The organism is uncultured Streptococcus sp., assembly GCF_901875575.1.
Taxonomy (GTDB): Bacteria; Bacillota; Bacilli; order Lactobacillales; family Streptococcaceae; genus Streptococcus.
Window position 1 is genome coordinate 1 of record NZ_CABFMF010000001.1, and the last position, 19,028, is coordinate 19,028.

Sequence of the window (19,028 nt, forward strand, 5' to 3'; positions counted from 1 at the left end):
CGGAAAATAGATAATCTGACTGAGAAATCAGGATTTCTCGTCAGATTCCTAATTTTCAGTCGTTTTCTTGTCGCTCTCTAATCTTCATAAAATAAAGAAAGGATGGGTTAACTGTATTCATTGAACTGAATACGGGCGGAGAACTGTGTAAAAAAGATAAACTGTCTAGCATCATCGATGCTACGTCAGTTTCCTATTTTTACTTTGTTCTCTGTCGCTATCCTGAATATAAAAACAGAAAGGTAGAGCGTGTGTTCTAATTTGAACACGAGCGGAAAACTCGGAAAATAGATAATCTGACTGAGAAATCAGGATTTCTCGTCAGATTCCTAATTTTCAGTCGTTTTCTTGTCGCTCTTTGTATCATAAATTATGTCTATCCATATTGCTGCTCAGCAGGGTGAAATTGCTGATAAAATTCTTCTTCCTGGGGATCCTCTTCGTGCTAAGTTTATTGCTGAGAATTTCCTAGAAGATGCTGTTTGTTTTAATGAAGTGCGTAACATGTTTGGTTACACTGGTACTTACAAGGGGCACCGTGTTTCTGTCATGGGGACTGGGATGGGGATGCCATCTATTTCGATTTATGCGCGTGAGTTAATTGTTGATTACGGTGTTAAGAAATTGATTCGTGTGGGAACTGCTGGTTCCTTAAACGAAGATGTCCATGTCCGTGAATTGGTTTTGGCTCAAGCAGCAGCTACTAATTCAAATATTATCCGCAATGACTGGCCACTCTATGATTTCCCACAAATTGCAAGTTTTGACTTGCTGGACAAGGCTTACCACATTGCAAAAGAATTTGGAATGACTACCCACGTTGGAAATGTCTTGTCATCAGATGTCTTTTACTCGAACTACTTTGAAAAAAATATCGAACTGGGTAAATGGGGGGTCAAGGCTGTGGAAATGGAAGCAGCAGCACTCTATTATTTGGCAGCTCAACATCAGGTTGATGCTCTTGCCATCATGACTATTTCTGACAGTTTGGTCAATCCAGATGAAGACACGACTGCAGAAGAACGTCAAAATACCTTTACCGATATGATGAAGGTTGGATTAGAGACCTTGATTGCTGACTAATTGTCGGATTAATTTAAAATAGGGTCATTTCTAAGTTTGATTCAAATGATTTAATCACAAATATTTAAGGAACAATAAAGATCAAGTTGAAAATCAGTCTCCTAGGAGCGATTGGTTTTCAACTTTTTTAGAAGATGAGATACAAGGAGAAGAGGATGGATAAAATAGAACAATTACAAGACCTAATTGATAGGAGTCAAAAAATTGTCTTTTTCGGAGGAGCAGGTGTCTCCACCGAGTCAAATATCCCTGATTTTCGTAGTTCAGATGGTGTTTATAATCTTAAATTGAAGCGCCATTTTACAGCAGAGCAGCTTGTATCTAGAACTATGTTTGAGCGTTATCCTGAAGAATTTTTTGATTTCTACAAGAAACATCTGATTTATCCAGAAGCAAGACCCAATGCAGCCCATATTTATCTTGCAGCTTTAGAAAAAATGGGTAAGCTGCGGGCTATTGTGACACAAAATATCGATAGTCTTCACGAAATGGCTGGTGCTAAAAAAGTTTTTAAACTGCATGGGAGTGCGGACCGAAATTACTGTCTTGGTTGTCATCGTTTTTATGATTTGGCTGCTTTTTTGGCTTTGAAGGGTTCAGTTCCGCATTGTTTGGACTGTGGTAAGGTGGTTAAGCCCGATGTAACACTCTATGAGGAATCACTTGATATGGCTGTTTTTAGCCACGCAGCTCGAGCCATTGAGCAAGCAGATTTGTTGATCATTGGTGGAACTTCCTTAGTTGTTTACCCTGCAGCTAGCCTAATCAATTATTTTTCAGGGTCAAATCTTGTCGTTATCAACAAGTCCAGCACTCCTCAAGACAGCCAAGCTGATTTAGTTATAGAAGGTAAGATTGGAGAAGTTTTTTCTAAATTGAGACAATAAAAAACTGAAAGAAGTAGGACTATACTTCCTTCAGTTTTTTTGTATCACGAACTCAGAAACTATGAACAAGATTCTCTTCATTTCTAGGGGAATTTTATTGTTGATTTATAAATTGCTCGAGTTATTTTTAATTGTTGAATAAAAGGAAAAAGGAAGACTTTCTGGATGAAAAACTTCCTTTTAGTCAATCAGTGCATGCTGATTTTAATGAAATGCTACTATATTGTTTACTTTTTTAAAGATAGCAAAAAACAATCAATCTCTGCTTGAGAATGGAGAATATGCATCTTTTCTGGATAAGTATTGTTTAAGTATTGGTATCTATCCTTAGCATTTTTTGTTCGACCATCCCAGAGAATCCATCTGATAAATTCCCAATTAAATTGTTCTTGACAACCAGCTGCCATACTTTCCCTGACCTTGCCTCGGTATGTGAGGTACCGTTTAAAGGCTCGAAAGAGACAGGTTAATGGCGAAAAATTGAGAAAGATGATTTGGTCAGCTTCCTGCATTCTTTCCTCGTAATAGCACCAAGAATAATTACCATCGATGACCCAAGCTTCATGCTTGGTGAGAAAGTTTTTCATCTCGGTCAACATCCATTCGCGGTCACTGTCTTGCCAACCAGGTTGAAATTGGAGTGTATCCATGTGAAGTTTTGGGATGGAGTAGTAGAGAGATAACTTTTCAGCTAGCGTTGACTTACCAGCACCAGAATATCCGATAATTGCGATTTTCATTTTCTACTCTTTCCTATTTGGAGATAAAAAAACAGCCTCTATGGACTGTTTCTTATTTAGCAAGTTTAGCTGAAAGACGAGCTTTATCGCGGCTTGCTTTGTTTTTGTGAATCAAACCTTTAGTTTCTGCTTTATCGATAGCTGAGCTAGCAGCACGGAAAAGTTCTTCAGATGGGTTTGCTTCGAAAGCTTTGATAGCAGTACGCATAGCTGATTTTTGAGCTGAGTTCTTTTCGTTTTGTTTAACGTTCAATTCAGCGCGTTTGATAGCTGATTTAATGTTTGCCAATGTTCTTACCTCCATATTTACTAACTATACTATTATATCTGAAAACTTAGGTTTTGACAAGGGGAAATTATTTTTTTAAGTAAATTTCATCGATTTCATGATTCTTTGTTTTATGAAGAATCACTTCAGCTCGATTTCTGGTTGGTTCAATATAATCTTGTAGATTAACAAGGTTGATGCTAGACCAGACTTGGTGGGCAAAGGATTCCACTTCCCCAATCGGCATTTGAGTAAAACGATAGTAGTAGCTATCGGGGTCGTTTTGGGCTAGGCTCAGCATTTTTAAGAAACGGTCAAGATACCAACTCTCAATATCATCAACTGCAGCATCAACATAGATGGAAAAGTCAAAGAAGTCAGTGATATAGAGACGTTCGTTTTGTGGATTTTGAAAGACATTAATCCCTTCAACAATGACAAAATCAGCAGCTTTGACATTTTGTTTTTCCTCAGGGACGATGTCGTAGACTTCATGAGAATAGACAGGAATATCCACATCTTGGCCATTTTTAATGCGATCCAAGAAGTTAAGGAGAGCTTCCATATCATAGCTTTCGGGAAATCCCTTGCGGTTTAGAATCCCTTGGTTAATCAAGATTTGGTTAGGATAGAGAAATCCGTCCGTAGTGACTAATTCAACTTTTGCATCAGTTAGTGTACGTGACAACAGAATTTGAAGCAGGCGGCTGGTTGTTGATTTTCCAACGGCAACACTACCTGAAACACCGATGATAAAAGGTTGGGATTTGCTTTCACGTTGCAGGAATATTCCTTTTGAAAAGGCTAAATCTTCCTTGGTACGCTTATAGATGTGGATGAGATGGACTAGGGGGAGATAGACATCGATAACATCTTGTAGACTAATCTGGTCATTAAAGCTTTTGATGGATTCTAATTCCTCTTCTGTCAAAGGAGGTGTTGTTTTTCGATGTAAAGATTGCCAAGTCTGGCGGCTGATTTTTTCAAAATGTAAAAATTCGTTGGTCATGTGTTTTTCTTTCGTGTTTGATATCTTAGTATAGCATATTTTGGACCTAAAAACATCCCCAATCTGTATGAAGAAGTCTCTTTCCTTGAAATCTTTTAGACAAACTCTATAGTAGTGTTGAATTACTTCAGAACGATTTAATAATTCGTAAAATTATGGTAAAATAGTTTCATGAGTAAAATGTATTATGCAGAAAATCCTGACGCTGCTCACGACATTCATGAGTTGAGAGTGGACTTGTTGGGAGAGAAAATGACCTTTTTGACGGATGCGGGTGTTTTTAGCAAGAAGATGGTTGACTTTGGAAGTCAACTCTTGCTCAAGTGTCTTGAGGTCAACCAAGGAGAAACTGTCCTAGATGTAGGCTGTGGTTACGGACCTTTGGGTTTGTCCTTAGCTAAGGCTTACGGAGTTCAGGCGACCATGGTCGATATTAATAATCGTGCCTTGGACTTGGCTAGGAAAAATGCTGAACGAAACAAGGTAGAAGCGACGATTTTTCAATCCAATATTTATGAACAAGTTAAAGGAAAATTTGACCATGTCATTTCCAATCCTCCTATTCGTGCAGGTAAGCAAGTGGTTCATGAAATCATTGAAAAAAGTAAAGACTTCTTAGGAATTGGTGGAGATTTGACAATTGTTATCCAGAAAAAACAAGGAGCTCCAAGTGCTAAGTCCAAGATGGAAGATGTGTTTGGCAATTGTGAAATCGTAAAAAAAGATAAGGGATACTATATCCTTAGAAGTGTGAACCAATGAGAGCAGTTGATTTAATTCAAAAGAAACGTGATGGTCAAGAACTGACTTCGGGTGAAATTGAATGGCTGGTAGAAGGCTATGTGTCAGGAACTGTTCCTGATTATCAGATGTCTGCCTTTGCTATGGCTGTTTATTTCAAAGGAATGACGACTCGAGAAATCTCTGACCTAACTATGAAGATGGTCAAGACAGGTCAAGAGTTTGATTTATCTGCTATTGATGGGGTTAAGGTTGACAAGCATTCTACCGGTGGTGTTGGTGATAAGGTAACCTTGATTTTGGCTCCTCTTGTTGCTAGCTTTGGTGTGCCTGTAGCCAAAATGAGTGGTCGTGGTCTCGGCCATACGGGTGGAACAATTGATAAGTTGGAGTCCGTTAAGGGCTATCAAGTAGAACGTAGTCAAGAAGATTTTATTCGTCAGGTTCAGGATATTGGAGTATCTGTCATTGGGCAATCAGATCAGCTTGTCAAAGCGGATAAGCTTCTCTACGCTCTCCGTGATGTAACCGCAACTGTTGACACGATTCCTTTGATTGCGAGTTCGGTGATGAGTAAGAAAATCGCGGCAGGGGCGGATGCTATCTTGCTAGATGTGACTGTTGGAGAGGGTGCCTTCATGAAGACGGTTGCTGAGGCGCGTGAATTGGCACAAACCATGGTAAATCTTGGGAAGGCAGTTGGTCGAAAGACGGTAGCAGTGATTACGGATATGAGCCAGCCCTTGGGACGAGCTATTGGAAATCGTCTGGAAATTCTTGAAGCACTGGAGATTTTACAAGGTCAAGGTCGTCAGGATATTACCCATTTTATCTGCGAATTGGCACAAATCATGCTTGGTTTGGCTAATGTGGACAAGACAGTGGAGGAAGTTCGCCAACATCTTGAAAATGGGCAAGCACTGGTTAAGTTTGAGGAGATGGTGAAAGCTCAAGGTGGAGACTTGGAAGATCTCTATCGGCCTGTCAATGTTGCCCATGTAGTGGATATTCCTGCCCAGGAAACGGGTGTTGTTTCAGCTCTTCCAGCTATGGAATTTGGCTTGTTTGCTATGAGATTGGGTGCAGGTCGAGCTGTTAAATCAGATGACTTGGATTATGAAACAGGAATTGTTTTTGAAAAGAAAGTTGGAGATTCCGTTCAAAAGGGAGAAATTGTTGCAAAAGTATACACAAATGGAAAAATTTCTCCTCAGCTAGTTACAGATTTTCAAAAATATGTTAAAATAAATGATAGCGTGCAAAGTTTAAGAGAAATTATAGAAATAATCTCATAAACCGCAGGAGAATCCGAATATGAAATTAAATAAATATATTGATCATACGCTTTTAAAACAAGATGCAACAGAAGAACAAATTGATTGTTTGTTGTCTGAGGCTAAAGCTTATGATTTTGCCAGTGTCTGCGTCAATCCGACCTGGGTTGAACATGCTAAAAAAGGTCTTGAAGGCACTGATGTTAAGGTCTGCACTGTGGTAGGTTTCCCTTTGGGAGCAACAACTTCAGCAGTGAAAGCTTTTGAAACAAAAGAAGCTATCCAAAATGGGGCTGATGAGATTGATATGGTGATCAATGTTGGAGCCCTCAAATCGGGTAATCTTGATTTGGTTGAATCTGATATTCGCGCAGTAGTGGAAGCAAGTGGTGACAAGTTAGTGAAAGTCATTATTGAAGCTTGCCTGCTGACCGAGCAAGAAAAAGTTGTGGCTTGCCAATTGGTCCAAAAAGCGGGAGCTGACTTCGTAAAAACTTCAACTGGCTTTTCAACTGGTGGTGCTACGATAGAAGATGTTCAATTAATGCGTGAAACAGTTGGACCTGATATGGGTGTCAAGGCTGCTGGTGGAGCTCGTTCTTATGCAGATGCTCTTGCCTTTGTGGAAGCAGGGGCGACACGTATCGGAACGTCAGCTGGGGTAGCAATTCTAAAAGGAGAATTGGCAAATGGCGACTACTGAGTTAATTGAACTAGCAATTGAAACCAGCAAGAAAGCCTATGTACCCTATTCTCATTTTCCAGTCGGAGCTGTTTTAGTTGCGAAAGATGGTAGTATTTATACTGGTGTCAATATCGAGAATGCTAGTTATTCTTTGACCAACTGTGGAGAACGTACAGCGATTTTTAAAGCAGTTTCTGAAGGTCAAAGAGAATTTTCAGAATTGATTGTCTATGGACAGACTGAAAAACCAATTTCACCATGTGGTGCTTGTCGCCAAGTGATGGCTGAATTTTTTGAACAAGATCTAAAAGTGACTTTAGTCGCAAAAGATAAATCGACGGTCGAGATGACGGTCGGGGAGTTACTTCCATACTCTTTTACAGACTTAAATTAGTCTGAGTCGCTCTCTGAGTGGCACGGTCCTTGTGGCCAATCAATCCATACTTGCAACATCGTTGCACATCTTATTTAGGAGGTTCAGTAATGAACAAGAAACAATGGCTAGGCCTTGGTCTAGTTGCAGTGGCAGCAGTTGGACTTGCTGCATGTGGTAACCGCTCTTCTCGTAACGCAGCTTCATCTTCTGACGTGAAGACAAAAGCAGCAATCGTCACTGATACTGGTGGTGTTGATGACAAATCATTCAACCAATCAGCTTGGGAAGGTTTGCAAGACTGGGGTAAAGAACACAATCTTTCAAAAGATAAAGGTTTTACTTACTTCCAATCAACAAGTGAGGCTGACTATGCTAACAACTTGCAACAAGCGGCTGGAAGTTACAACCTAATCTTCGGTGTTGGTTTTGCCCTTCACAATGCGGTTGAAGAAGCAGCAAAAGACCACTCTGACTTGAACTATGTCTTGATTGATGATGTGATCAAAGATAAAAAGAATGTTGCTAGCGTAACATTTGCTGATAACGAAGCTGCTTACCTTGCGGGTGTTGCAGCAGCTAAAACAACTAAATCAAAACAAGTTGGTTTTGTCGGTGGTATTGAATCTGAAGTTATCTCACGTTTTGCAGCTGGATTTAAAGCTGGTGTTGAGTCAGTAGATCCATCTATCAAAGTACAAGTTGATTACGCTGGTTCATTTGGTGATGCGGCTAAAGGTAAAACAATTGCAGCAGCACAATACGCAGCTGGTGCAGACGTTGTTTACCAAGCAGCAGGTGGAACAGGTGCTGGTGTCCTTGCAGAAGCAAAATCACTCAACGAAAGCCGTCCTGAAAATGAAAAAGTTTGGGTTATCGGTGTTGACCGTGACCAAGTAGCAGAAGGTAAATACACTTCTAAAGATGGAAAAGAATCAAACTTTGTTCTTGTATCTACTTTGAAACAAGTTGGTACAACTGTAAAAGATATCTCTAACAAGGCAGAAAAAGGTGAATTCCCTGGCGGTCAAGTGATCGTTTACTCATTGAAAGATAAAGGGGTTGACTTGGCAGTGACAAACCTTTCAGAAGAAGGTAAAAAAGCTGTTGAAGCTGCAAAAGCTAAAATCCTTGATGGAAGCGTAAAAGTTCCTGAAAAATAATGGATGGAAGTCATTTCTTAGGAAGCGGCCCTCGGCCGCTTTTTTAAGAGTTGAGACAAAGTCATTTTGTCTCAGTAAAGCTTGCTACTAGAAAAATTAGTAAGTTTTATTGAAATAAAATAAGACTCTGAAAGGAAGAGCACATGGCACACGAAAATGTCATTGAGATGCGTGATATTACCAAGGTGTTTGGTGAATTTGTTGCCAACGACAACATCAACCTGCACCTACGAAAAGGTGAAATTCATGCACTTTTAGGAGAAAATGGGGCTGGAAAGTCCACGCTCATGAACATGTTAGCAGGGCTTCTTGAACCAACTAGTGGTGAAATTGTGGTCAACGGTCAAGTTGTCAACCTAGACTCCCCATCTAAAGCAGCTAGCTTAGGAATTGGAATGGTTCACCAGCACTTTATGTTGGTAGAAGCCTTCACAGTAGCTGAAAACATCATTTTAGGTAGTGAATTGACTAAAAATGGTGTATTAGATATCGCTGGTGCTAGCAAAGAAATCAAGGCTCTTTCTGAACGTTATGGCTTAGCTGTGGATCCTTCTGCCAAGGTGGCAGATATCTCAGTTGGAGCCCAACAACGTGTAGAAATTTTAAAAACCCTCTATCGGGGAGCTGATATCCTGATTTTTGACGAACCAACGGCTGTTTTGACTCCATCAGAAATTGAGGAGTTGATGGCTATTATGAAAAATCTTGTCAAAGAAGGAAAATCAATTATCTTGATCACCCACAAGTTGGACGAGATTCGCGCAGTTTCTGACCGCGTTACAGTTATCCGTCGTGGGAAATCAATTGAAACCGTCAAAATTGCAGGGGCTACTAATGCTGATTTGGCAGAAATGATGGTAGGACGTTCTGTTTCCTTTAAAACAGAGAAACAAGCCTCTCAACCAAAAGAAGTGGTCTTGTCAATCAAAGATTTGGTGGTCAATGAAAACCGTGGTGTTCCAGCTGTGAAAAATCTGTCCTTGGATGTTCGTGCTGGAGAGATTGTTGGTATTGCGGGGATTGATGGGAATGGTCAGTCTGAACTGATTCAAGCCATCACAGGTCTTCGCAAGGTTGAATCTGGAAGCATTGAGCTAAAAGGAGATTCAATTGTAGGCTTGCACCCACGTCAGATTACAGAGTTGAGTGTTGGGCACGTTCCAGAAGATCGTCACCGTGATGGTTTGATTTTGGAAATGATGATTTCTGAAAATATTGCCCTTCAAACCTACTACAAAGAACCACATAGTAAAAATGGAATTTTGAACTATTCAAATATTACTTCTTATGCTAAAAAGCTAATGGAAGAGTTTGATGTTCGTGCTGCCAGTGAATTTGTTCCTGCAGCTGCACTCTCAGGAGGAAATCAACAAAAAGCAATTATTGCTCGTGAAATTGATCGTGATCCTGATCTCCTTATCGTCAGCCAGCCAACTCGTGGTTTGGATGTCGGTGCCATTGAATATATCCACAAGCGCTTGATTGAAGAGCGTGATAATGGCAAGGCTGTCCTTGTTGTCAGCTTTGAATTAGATGAGATTTTAAATGTCTCAGACCGTATTGCCGTTATCCACGATGGTAAGATTCAAGGTATTGTATCACCAGAAACAACCAATAAACAAGAACTTGGTGTCTTGATGGCTGGTGGAAACTTGGGAAAGGAGAAGAGTGATGTCTAAAAAATTACAACAAATTTCGGTTCCCTTGATTTCTGTATTCCTAGGAATTTTACTTGGAGCCATTGTCATGTGGATCTTTGGTTATGATGCTATTTGGGGCTACGAAGAATTGTTCTATACAGCCTTTGGTAGTCTACGTGGGATTGGAGAAATCTTCCGTGCTATGGGTCCTCTAGTCTTAATTGGTCTTGGTTTTGCCGTTGCCAGTCGTGCAGGTTTCTTTAACGTAGGGCTTCCTGGTCAGGCTTTGGCTGGTTGGATTCTCAGTGGTTGGTTTGCCTTGTCGCATCCAGATATGCCCCGTCCCTTGATGATTCTAGCAACTATCGTGATTGCCTTGATTGCTGGTGGAATTGTCGGCGCGATTCCAGGTATTCTGAGAGCCTATCTGGGGACGTCAGAGGTTATCGTAACCATTATGATGAACTACATTGTCTTGTATGTAGGAAATGCCTTTATCCATGCTTTCCCTAAAGACTTCATGCAAAGTACAGATTCGACCATTCGTGTTGGGGCTAATGCAACCTATCAGACCCCTTGGTTGGCTGAGTTGACTGGTAACTCACGGATGAATATTGGTATTTTCTTTGCCATTATTGCTGTTGCAGTTATTTGGTTCATGCTCAAGAAAACGACTCTTGGTTTTGAAATCCGTGCGGTTGGTCTTAATCCACATGCTTCAGAATATGCTGGTATTTCTGCAAAAAGAACGATTATCCTCTCAATGATTATCTCAGGTGCCTTGGCTGGTCTTGGTGGAGCTGTTGAAGGTCTGGGAACCTTCCAGAACGTCTATGTTCAAGGGGCGTCTTTAGCTGTTGGATTTAACGGGATGGCAGTTAGTCTGCTTGCGGCCAACTCACCAATTGGTATTCTCTTTGCAGCCTTCCTGTTTGGTGTTCTCCAAGTTGGAGCCCCAGGTATGAATGCGGCGCAGGTACCGTCTGAGCTTGTTAGCATTGTAACAGCGTCTATTATCTTCTTTGTCAGTGTTCATTACCTTATCGAACGCTTTGTCAAACCGAAAAAACAAGTTAAAGGAGGTAAGTAAAGATGTCTATTACAACCTTGCTCACCCTCTTGGTGTCTTCTATGCTGATTTACTCAGCACCCCTCATCTTTACAAGTATCGGTGGTGTTTTCTCTGAACGTGGTGGTGTGGTAAACGTCGGCCTTGAAGGAATTATGGTTATGGGTGCCTTTTCTGGAGTTGTCTTTAACCTTGAATTTGCAGAACAATTTGGAGCAGCAACTCCATGGTTATCTTTGTTAGTTGCAGGATTGGTAGGGGGAATCTTTTCTATCATCCACGCAGCAGCGACGGTTCATTTCCGTGCAGACCATGTTGTCAGCGGTACGGTTTTGAACTTGATGGCGCCTGCCTTGGCTGTTTTCTTAGTGAAAGTTCTTTATAACAAAGGACAAACCGACAATCTAAGTCAGACTTTTGGACGCTTTGATTTCCCAGTCTTGGCAAATATCCCAGTGATCGGCGATATCTTCTTCAAGTCAACAAGTCTGCTAGGTTATATCGCGATTGCCTTCTCATTCTTTGCTTGGTTTATCCTCTTCAAGACTCGCTTTGGTCTTCGTCTCCGCTCTGTCGGTGAACACCCTCAAGCAGCGGATACCTTGGGAATCAATGTCTACAAAATGAGATATTTAGGGGTTATCATTTCAGGTTTCCTAGGTGGAATTGGTGGAGCGATTTATGCTCAATCAATCTCAGTTAACTTCTCAGTAACAACTATTGTTGGACCTGGATTTATCGCTCTTGCTGCAATGATCTTTGGAAAATGGAATCCAATCGGAGCCATGCTATCTAGTCTCTTCTTTGGACTTTCACAAAGTTTGGCTGTTATCGGATCTCAATTGCCGTTCCTGCAAGGAGTGCCTACGGTTTACCTTCAAATCGCACCTTATGTCTTGACAATTCTTGTCTTGGCAGCATTCTTTGGAAAAGCGGTCGCACCAAAAGCAGATGGTATCAACTATATCAAATCAAAATAAGCATATAAAAAACGTCAGTACAGAACGAACTGGCGTTTTATTTTTTAGGATGTTGATGGGTTAAGTTTAATCCCCAAGGGACCAAATTTTCAGTTTTATTTTTGATACGTGCGATATTATCCTTATGACGAATGATAATCAAACCAGCAAGAGCTAGAATGATTGCAATAAAGATAGGATCATGATGAGTCAAAATAAATCCAAAAAGTGGGAAAAGTAGAACTCCGACGACAGCTGCGATAGATGCAGTGACACTAGATAGTGAAATCATACTACCAAGATAGAGGGTTCCAAAGAAAACAACTGCTAGGTAGAGACAGAAGACAGGCGCAAATCCAAAAATCACACCTGCACTGGTTGCGACAGCCTTACCACCCTTAAATCCTGCAAAGATAGGGAAGGTATGGCCAATAACAGCCAAAAGTCCAAAGACAAGAGGCGAAAAGCCTTGCAGATGAAAGATAATCGGAAGAAGGGTTGCTAGGGTTCCTTTGAAAAAGTCAATGACAAAGGTCGCCATACCAGCTTTCTTGCCTAAAATGCGGAAGGTATTGGTCGTTCCAGTGTTACCAGAACCATGCTCGCGCAGATTGATTTGAAAAAATACTTGTCCAATCCAGAGACCAGACGGAATCGAACCCAGCAGATAGGCTAGGATTAATAAAACTATTGTAATCATACTCCTATTATATCATGAAAAGGAGAAGAAAGGCAGAGAATCTCTTCTGAAATTGTCACAGCGGAGAAAGAAAAATTTTGCAAAATCCTTGGAAAACCTGTAGAATAGTAAAGATGAACGAATAGGAGGTTCCTTGTGTCAAAAAAGGAAATCAATATTAACAATTATAATGATGATGCCATTCAGGTGCTAGAAGGGTTGGATGCGGTCCGAAAACGTCCAGGGATGTATATCGGATCGACTGATGGTGCGGGCCTCCATCACCTAGTCTGGGAAATCGTCGATAATGCGGTCGATGAAGCCTTGTCTGGGTTTGGTGATCGTATCGATGTGACTATAAACAAAGACGGCAGTTTGACGGTGCAAGACCACGGTCGTGGAATGCCGACTGGAATGCACGCCATGGGGATCCCAACAGTTGAGGTTATCTTTACCATTCTCCACGCAGGAGGAAAATTTGGTCAAGGAGGCTACAAGACATCAGGAGGTCTCCACGGGGTTGGATCTTCCGTTGTAAACGCCCTATCAAGCTGGTTGGAAGTTGAAATTACCCGTGACGGAACGGTTTATAAACAACGATTTGAAAATGGGGGCAAGCCTGTTACAACTCTTGAAAAGGTTGGTACAGCACCCAAGTCTAAGACAGGTACTAAGGTTACTTTTATGCCTGACGCGACGATTTTTTCGACGACAGACTTTAAATACAATACCATCTCAGAGCGCCTTAATGAATCAGCCTTTCTCTTGAAAAATGTTACCTTGTCTTTAACGGATAAGCGAACAGATGAAGCGATTGAATTCCACTATGAGAATGGGGTACAAGACTTTGTTTCTTATCTCAACGAAGACAAGGAAACCTTGACGCCAGTTCTTTACTTTGAAGGTGAGGATAATGGCTTTCAAGTGGAAGTAGCCCTCCAGTACAATGATGGATTTTCAGATAATATTTTGTCCTTTGTCAATAACGTTCGTACCAAGGACGGCGGAACGCATGAAACAGGACTCAAGTCTGCTATTACTAAGGTCATGAATGATTACGCTCGTAAGACGGGGCTTCTCAAGGAAAAAGATAAAAACCTTGAAGGTTCAGACTACCGTGAGGGACTTGCTGCCGTTCTTTCTATCTTGGTGCCTGAAGAACACCTCCAGTTTGAGGGCCAGACTAAGGACAAACTGGGAAGCCCTCTTGCTCGTCCCGTTGTGGATGGCATTGTGGCGGATAAGTTGACCTTCTTCCTCATGGAAAATGGAGAACTAGCTTCTAACCTTATCCGCAAGGCTATTAAGGCCCGTGATGCTCGCGAAGCGGCACGTAAGGCGCGTGATGAGAGCCGAAATGGTAAGAAGAATAAGAAAGACAAGGGCTTGTTGTCTGGGAAATTAACACCAGCCCAGTCTAAGAATCCTGCTAAGAACGAGCTTTATTTAGTCGAGGGGGATTCTGCCGGTGGCTCTGCCAAACAAGGTCGTGACCGTAAATTCCAGGCTATCCTACCTCTTCGTGGTAAGGTTATCAATACAGCCAAGGCCAAGATGGCGGATATCCTCAAAAATGAGGAAATCAACACTATGATTTATACCATCGGTGCGGGTGTTGGAGCAGACTTCTCTCTTGAAGATGCCAACTATGATAAGATTATTATCATGACCGATGCGGATACCGACGGTGCCCACATCCAGACCTTGCTCTTGACATTTTTCTACCGCTACATGCGTCCGCTTGTTGAGGCGGGACATGTCTATATTGCCCTTCCACCTCTTTACAAGATGTCCAAAGGAAAAGGAAAGAAAGAAGAAGTGGCCTATGCTTGGACGGACGGTGAACTAGAAGAACTCCGCAAGCAGTTCGGTAAAGGCGCTACCCTCCAACGATACAAAGGACTTGGTGAGATGAATGCGGATCAACTCTGGGAAACAACTATGAATCCAGAAACCCGTACACTCATCCGTGTCACCATTGAAGACCTAGCTCGCGCCGAACGCCGCGTCAATGTCCTCATGGGAGATAAAGTCGAACCACGCCGTAAGTGGATTGAAGATAACGTTAAGTTTACGCTGGAAGAAGCGACAGTGTTTTAAGGATGATGAAAGGATTTAAATATTTTGAAATTAGAATTTTCATTTAAAGATGTTCCACAGGATGTAATGAATGAACATCGAAATATAGATTTATCTAAAAATACTGTTATTTATGGAAATAATGGTCGAGGAAAGACCAGAATATTAACTGCGATTGATAATTTGCATAAGATTGCAAGTATTGAATTCCAAAGTAAGATTTTTAATTTAGTAGAAGAATTGAATTTATCGACTTTAAAAATTGATGGAAAAGATTTTACAGAATTGTCTTTACTCAAGAATAAAAAATTAGAGAGTAGTTATTTAACCAAATATGTCAAATCTATAGAATTTGCGCTAAATGATTTATATTTAGTACTTAGAGAATTGAGTGGAATTTCATTTGTTTTTCAAGAACTGTTGAGCCGACATTTAGATGAATTGAGATTATTGTTACAAATCGCAGAAAGTGGGAGAGGAAACCGTAGGCAAATAAACAATTTAATAAAGGTGGATCGGATATTCAGGACGTGCAGTTTAACTTTAAAGAAACTAAGGAATGATATTCCACATGGTTTCTATTCTACTACTAATGGGCTCGCAGATGAAAGAGATGTTTTTTTGTATATTCGAGAGTCTTTGACTATTAATGAATATTTATTGAGAACTTTGGAGGATGCTCATTATAGAGAATTAGAAGAAAATAATGAGAAAGTAAAATCTATTAAGGTATTTCAAAAAGAACTTGAAAATTCATTAAATCGCAATGATACTTGTTATATATCACCCGATACTAATTTAGATGTTATAATGAATAAAATTGATGAAAACATCAAAAAAAACATAGAGAAGTATGGTTTTACTTTCTTTGAAAAGGAAGATATAGTTAAAATAACTCGTGAAAGTATAACCAATAAAATAAAAGAAATTCAAGATAATATTATTATTGCCAATAAATTATTGTCAACCGGATATGGAGGATTAGAGATTTTAATTCAATCTGGTAGAATTAAAGTCAAAAAGAATTCGGGAGTTATAGATTGTGAGAAACTCTCTTCAGGAGAAAAGAGGATAATAAAATTATTTCTATCAGTTTTATTCGAGAAAGCAAATATCTATCTAATTGATGAGCCCGAAGTATCTTTATCATTAAACTTTCAATCAAAACTTATTAATGACTTAGTATATTTGTGCGAAAGAAAAGGTAGTAGAATTATTTTAGCAACTCATGCACCATACGTTTTTAAAGACTGTATTGCTAATGATTTTGAAAGGTTAGAGCTATGACAGAGATATCGCTTTCTAATTTAAATATTGTGGAATTAAATCACTTAGCTGAAGAAATGTTGCCTTCCTCTGATAAGAAAATATTCTTTGAAGGAGAAATAAATAAAAAATATTATCAAAATATAGCATTATTTAGAAGGTATACATTGGAAAATGGTGGTCCTTGTTCAAATATTAAAAGGAAAGTGTCCCAAAACAGCGCTTTTTACGGAGTAATAGATGGTGATTTTTTAAAAGAAGATCTGGAAAGAATTTATCAGATAGATTTTTATAGTATAGAAAATATTATCCTGATTTATCATGATGATTTAGCTTCATATCTAACAATTCTTAAAAGAATTTTAAAAAATCATTTTAGAAGTGAAAAAACTATTAGACATAGGCTAATACAAAATACAGACTGTAAAGACCGTTTCGCTTTAAAAAAAGATTTGAAAATTAGTCCGCAGTTTTATGATTATATTGACGAAAAAATTATTGATGAACTTACTTTTCTTAAGTATATGGATTTAAAAAAAATTCTAGACTCTTATATGAGTTTTTTGAAGCAAGATCCGAGAATTCCTAAAGAATGCAAAAAAATAATAAAGAAGTATATTCCAACTTGTTATGTGATTACGATTGACGAACTCTTTTCGGATACTGAGTTACTTAGAGTTCAGCGAGAACTAACAAAAGAGGATTATTTATAAAGATATTCATATCCTTAAAAGGAATATTTTATACTAGTCGTAAAACAAAAATTCTCAGTACATCAGATTTTCTGACAAGCTCACTAGGGCTAAAGTGAGGTCACCAGATTTTCTGACGGAGCGTTTTGGAGCAAATTCTGTTTGGCAGAAAATCGAGCGAGAGTTTTTTGAACAAAAGATGAACGATTGTTTTTCTGATGAGCAGTTTCAAAGCTGTACATAATCGCTAAAACCACTGGAGGCGTAGCATTGATTACATTATTAATAATACCTTTTTTCCTTGTTCTCTTGGCCGTTTTTGGAATTATATATGACTTAATGACCGATAAAGGTAGAAAAGAGTGTGCTCGCACAGTATCCTTATTTATATTGAATATCCTCACTATTGGTATCTGGCTATTAGATCTACCAATGGAAAGTAAACCATACTCAGGAATAAGGTTTATCTTATTTTATGCACTTGCGTTCACCCCTTTGATGATTGTTTTTTCACTATATACTCTCTATCGGATTGGAAAACATTATAGGTATTTTAAGAGTAAGTTTGCTATAACACTCCTATTCAATGCTATTTTACTTTTCCTTCTTTCATTAGTAAATACTTTTGTATTATGGAGAAGTTTTCAAATATATCATAGAAACGATATGAATTTGTTTTATTTTATTTTAATCGTTTTAGGGATTTGCTCAACTATCCAATTCATTGTAGGCGAACTTGAGATGAAAAGAATACGAGGCATCCAAAAACAAGAGGAGCAAGACGGCAATGAAAAATAATTCTATAAAAGATATGTGCAGACAACATAGAAGTGAAGCGCAAATGTTTGATCTAATTTTACAAACCGCAAAAAGTCTAAAAGTCGAGGCTGTCGCTTTATCTGGTTCACGAACGGATACAAAAGCTTCAAAAGATGAGTTTCAGGACTACGATGTGGTCTATGTCGTGGACGATTTAGATAATCTGATGAGGGATCTTTCTTGGTTGGACCAGTTTGGCAAACGCATTATTGAGCAAGAGGTTGCTCTTGACCATCGTCGTCTAAATCTTATGCTTTTTGAAGACGGTAACCGTATCGATTTGACTCTTTGCCCAAAAGAGCACATCAAAGAGTGGGTGGATAGTGAGGCAGGATTCACTGTTTTAGAAGATCCAGAACATTTATTTGAACCCTATTCTCAAAATCTAGAGCGCTACTGGACGAATCCAGCTAGTCAGACAGATTTTAAAAAAGTCTGCAATGAATTTTGGTGGGTATCAGCTTACGTGGTCAAAGGAATCTGTCGTAAGCAAGTTATTTATGCGACCGATCATCTCTATGGCATTTGTCAACAAGAACTCCTGAAAATTTTAGCTTGGCTGGTTGCAAGTGATAGGGGGAAAGTCGATATCGGCAAGAACTATAAGTACCTTTTTAACTATTTGCCTGCTGAGAAAGAGAAAGAATTTACAGCCTTGCTTGACTTTTTTGACCAGAAAAGCCTCACCAAGTCTCTTTTGGCTACCATGAACTTTTTCCATAAAGAAGCGCAGGTCTTCTCTCTCAAAAACGGCTTCCACTATGACAAAGTAACTGCAGAGAAGATGATTGAGTATGCTAAGGAGAGACTCGAAACAAATGAAACATCTACAAAATAATAAGATAACAAAATTTTTACTGATTAGTTTTCTCATTTCTTGGGGATTTGGTTGGGGATTGCTCGCTTTTCTGACGCAAATGAGCCTCTTAAGTCTAACAAGTCCACTAGGAGTTTTTCTCCATTTACTAGGAGGTTTCGGTCCAACCATTGCAGCCATTTCTTGTTTGCCTCAAAAATCCATTAAAAGCATAGTCTCTTTTATCTTAGGGGACTCAAAGAAATATATTTTGTTATTTCTTTTACTAAGTTTCGTGCAGACAGGTGTCATTGCTTTTTCATCTAATGAGCTTAATCCGGCTTTTCCACTAGGAAATTTGTTAGTTGTTTTTTTGAGTGCAGTCTGTGTTTATGGTGGCGAAGAAGAATTGGGATGGCGAGGCATCTTGCAACCAACTTTGGAAACTAGATTCTCCTTTTGGATTTCCGGTTTGATAACAGGTTGTATTTGGGCAATATGGCATGTACCTTTATGGTTTGTGATTGGAAGTTCCCAAAGTGGGATGCCTTTTATATTATTCAGTCTATTTGCAATTTATCTCAGTATTCTTCTAGCAGCTGTTTTCAAAAAGACAAAGTCGGTCCTTTTTTGCGCCATTTTTCACGGTCTAATTAATACCCTACTTAGCTTATTTGTTATTAAAATTAATCTTTTATTCATTCTAGGATTAGTAGGATTGCTCTTCTTTTCTCACTACCTACAAAGAAACAGTTAAATTTATAAAATATAGATTTACTTTACAATAAAACACTAAAAAGAGAATT

Annotated in this window: 20 protein-coding genes; 16 read left to right on the forward strand and 4 right to left on the reverse strand. The window is 39.3% G+C overall.

Annotation, left to right across the window (positions count from 1 at the left end):
- Positions 1 to 372 precede the first annotated feature (372 nt).
- Complete coding sequence (deoD, locus tag QZ114_RS00005) at positions 373 to 1,083, forward strand: purine-nucleoside phosphorylase (RefSeq protein WP_295498082.1); 711 nt, start codon at positions 373 to 375, stop codon at positions 1,081 to 1,083.
- 155 nt (positions 1,084 to 1,238) lie between these two features.
- The gene (locus tag QZ114_RS00010) at positions 1,239 to 1,970 is read left to right on the forward strand and encodes an NAD-dependent protein deacylase (protein ID WP_295498085.1); all 732 of its coding nucleotides are present in this window, start codon (positions 1,239 to 1,241) and stop codon (positions 1,968 to 1,970) included.
- A gap of 227 nt (positions 1,971 to 2,197) precedes the next feature.
- Here QZ114_RS00010 and QZ114_RS00015 read toward each other — a convergent pair whose 3' ends face one another.
- The 3 genes from QZ114_RS00015 to coaA form a co-directional block, all read right to left on the reverse strand.
- Positions 2,198 to 2,710 (reverse strand): DNA topology modulation protein, encoded by a 513-nt coding sequence (locus QZ114_RS00015; RefSeq protein WP_295498089.1) that lies wholly within the window; start codon positions 2,708 to 2,710, stop codon positions 2,198 to 2,200.
- 52 nt (positions 2,711 to 2,762) lie between these two features.
- Entirely contained in the window at positions 2,763 to 2,999 is a 237-nt protein-coding gene (gene rpsT, locus QZ114_RS00020) for a 30S ribosomal protein S20 (RefSeq protein WP_001274000.1), read from the reverse strand.
- Between the two features lie 67 nt (positions 3,000 to 3,066).
- A complete protein-coding gene (coaA, locus tag QZ114_RS00025; RefSeq protein WP_295498092.1) occupies positions 3,067 to 3,987 on the reverse strand; it encodes a type I pantothenate kinase in 921 nt (306 codons plus the stop codon).
- A gap of 171 nt (positions 3,988 to 4,158) precedes the next feature.
- Between coaA and QZ114_RS00030 the strand changes: the two genes are divergently transcribed.
- From QZ114_RS00030 to QZ114_RS00065, 8 genes are all read left to right on the forward strand, one after another.
- A complete protein-coding gene (locus QZ114_RS00030) occupies positions 4,159 to 4,749 on the forward strand; it encodes a class I SAM-dependent methyltransferase (protein WP_295498095.1) in 591 nt (196 codons plus the stop codon).
- Positions 4,746 to 6,023 carry a pyrimidine-nucleoside phosphorylase gene (locus QZ114_RS00035; RefSeq protein ID WP_295498098.1) on the forward strand — a complete coding sequence of 426 codons (1,278 nt, stop codon included), beginning with the start codon at positions 4,746 to 4,748 and terminating at the stop codon, positions 6,021 to 6,023. The genes QZ114_RS00030 and QZ114_RS00035 overlap by 4 nt, the downstream gene beginning before the upstream one ends.
- Positions 6,024 to 6,042: 19 nt before the next feature.
- Positions 6,043 to 6,705: a deoxyribose-phosphate aldolase gene (gene deoC / locus QZ114_RS00040; RefSeq protein WP_295498103.1), complete on the forward strand. Its 663-nt coding sequence runs from the start codon at positions 6,043 to 6,045 to the stop codon at positions 6,703 to 6,705.
- Positions 6,692 to 7,081, forward strand: coding sequence for a cytidine deaminase (locus tag QZ114_RS00045; protein WP_261031454.1), 390 nt, complete (start codon positions 6,692 to 6,694; stop codon positions 7,079 to 7,081). Before deoC ends, QZ114_RS00045 begins: the two co-directional genes overlap by 14 nt.
- A gap of 89 nt (positions 7,082 to 7,170) precedes the next feature.
- Positions 7,171 to 8,223, forward strand: coding sequence for a BMP family protein (locus tag QZ114_RS00050; RefSeq protein ID WP_295498110.1), 1,053 nt, complete (start codon positions 7,171 to 7,173; stop codon positions 8,221 to 8,223).
- Between the two features lie 143 nt (positions 8,224 to 8,366).
- On the forward strand, positions 8,367 to 9,902 hold the full coding sequence (locus QZ114_RS00055; RefSeq protein ID WP_295498112.1) for an ABC transporter ATP-binding protein: 1,536 nt from the start codon (positions 8,367 to 8,369) through the stop codon (positions 9,900 to 9,902).
- On the forward strand, positions 9,895 to 10,953 hold the full coding sequence (locus QZ114_RS00060) for an ABC transporter permease (protein ID WP_023942990.1): 1,059 nt from the start codon (positions 9,895 to 9,897) through the stop codon (positions 10,951 to 10,953). Before QZ114_RS00055 ends, QZ114_RS00060 begins: the two co-directional genes overlap by 8 nt.
- A gap of 2 nt (positions 10,954 to 10,955) precedes the next feature.
- Complete coding sequence (locus QZ114_RS00065) at positions 10,956 to 11,912, forward strand: ABC transporter permease (RefSeq protein ID WP_295498118.1); 957 nt, start codon at positions 10,956 to 10,958, stop codon at positions 11,910 to 11,912.
- Positions 11,913 to 11,949: 37 nt separating this feature from the next.
- On the opposite strand, the gene plsY is transcribed toward QZ114_RS00065, so the two are convergent.
- A complete protein-coding gene (plsY, locus tag QZ114_RS00070) occupies positions 11,950 to 12,591 on the reverse strand; it encodes a glycerol-3-phosphate 1-O-acyltransferase PlsY (protein ID WP_295498121.1) in 642 nt (213 codons plus the stop codon).
- 135 nt (positions 12,592 to 12,726) lie between these two features.
- Here plsY and parE point away from each other — a divergent pair, with 135 nt between their 5' ends.
- The 6 genes from parE (at position 12,727) to QZ114_RS00100 (ending at position 18,979) form a co-directional block, all read left to right on the forward strand.
- Complete coding sequence (gene parE / locus QZ114_RS00075) at positions 12,727 to 14,670, forward strand: DNA topoisomerase IV subunit B (RefSeq protein WP_295498124.1); 1,944 nt, start codon at positions 12,727 to 12,729, stop codon at positions 14,668 to 14,670.
- A gap of 24 nt (positions 14,671 to 14,694) precedes the next feature.
- Positions 14,695 to 15,936: an AAA family ATPase gene (locus tag QZ114_RS00080; protein WP_295498126.1), complete on the forward strand. Its 1,242-nt coding sequence runs from the start codon at positions 14,695 to 14,697 to the stop codon at positions 15,934 to 15,936.
- On the forward strand, positions 15,933 to 16,628 hold the full coding sequence (locus QZ114_RS00085) for a hypothetical protein (RefSeq protein ID WP_295498129.1): 696 nt from the start codon (positions 15,933 to 15,935) through the stop codon (positions 16,626 to 16,628). The genes QZ114_RS00080 and QZ114_RS00085 overlap by 4 nt, the downstream gene beginning before the upstream one ends.
- A 264-nt stretch (positions 16,629 to 16,892) precedes the next feature.
- A complete protein-coding gene (locus QZ114_RS00090) occupies positions 16,893 to 17,405 on the forward strand; it encodes a hypothetical protein (RefSeq protein WP_295498204.1) in 513 nt (170 codons plus the stop codon).
- On the forward strand, positions 17,395 to 18,264 hold the full coding sequence (locus QZ114_RS00095; protein ID WP_295498132.1) for an aminoglycoside 6-adenylyltransferase: 870 nt from the start codon (positions 17,395 to 17,397) through the stop codon (positions 18,262 to 18,264). Before QZ114_RS00090 ends, QZ114_RS00095 begins: the two co-directional genes overlap by 11 nt.
- The gene (locus QZ114_RS00100; RefSeq protein ID WP_295498135.1) at positions 18,245 to 18,979 is read left to right on the forward strand and encodes a CPBP family intramembrane glutamic endopeptidase; all 735 of its coding nucleotides are present in this window, start codon (positions 18,245 to 18,247) and stop codon (positions 18,977 to 18,979) included. The genes QZ114_RS00095 and QZ114_RS00100 overlap by 20 nt, the downstream gene beginning before the upstream one ends.
- Positions 18,980 to 19,028 lie beyond the last annotated feature (49 nt).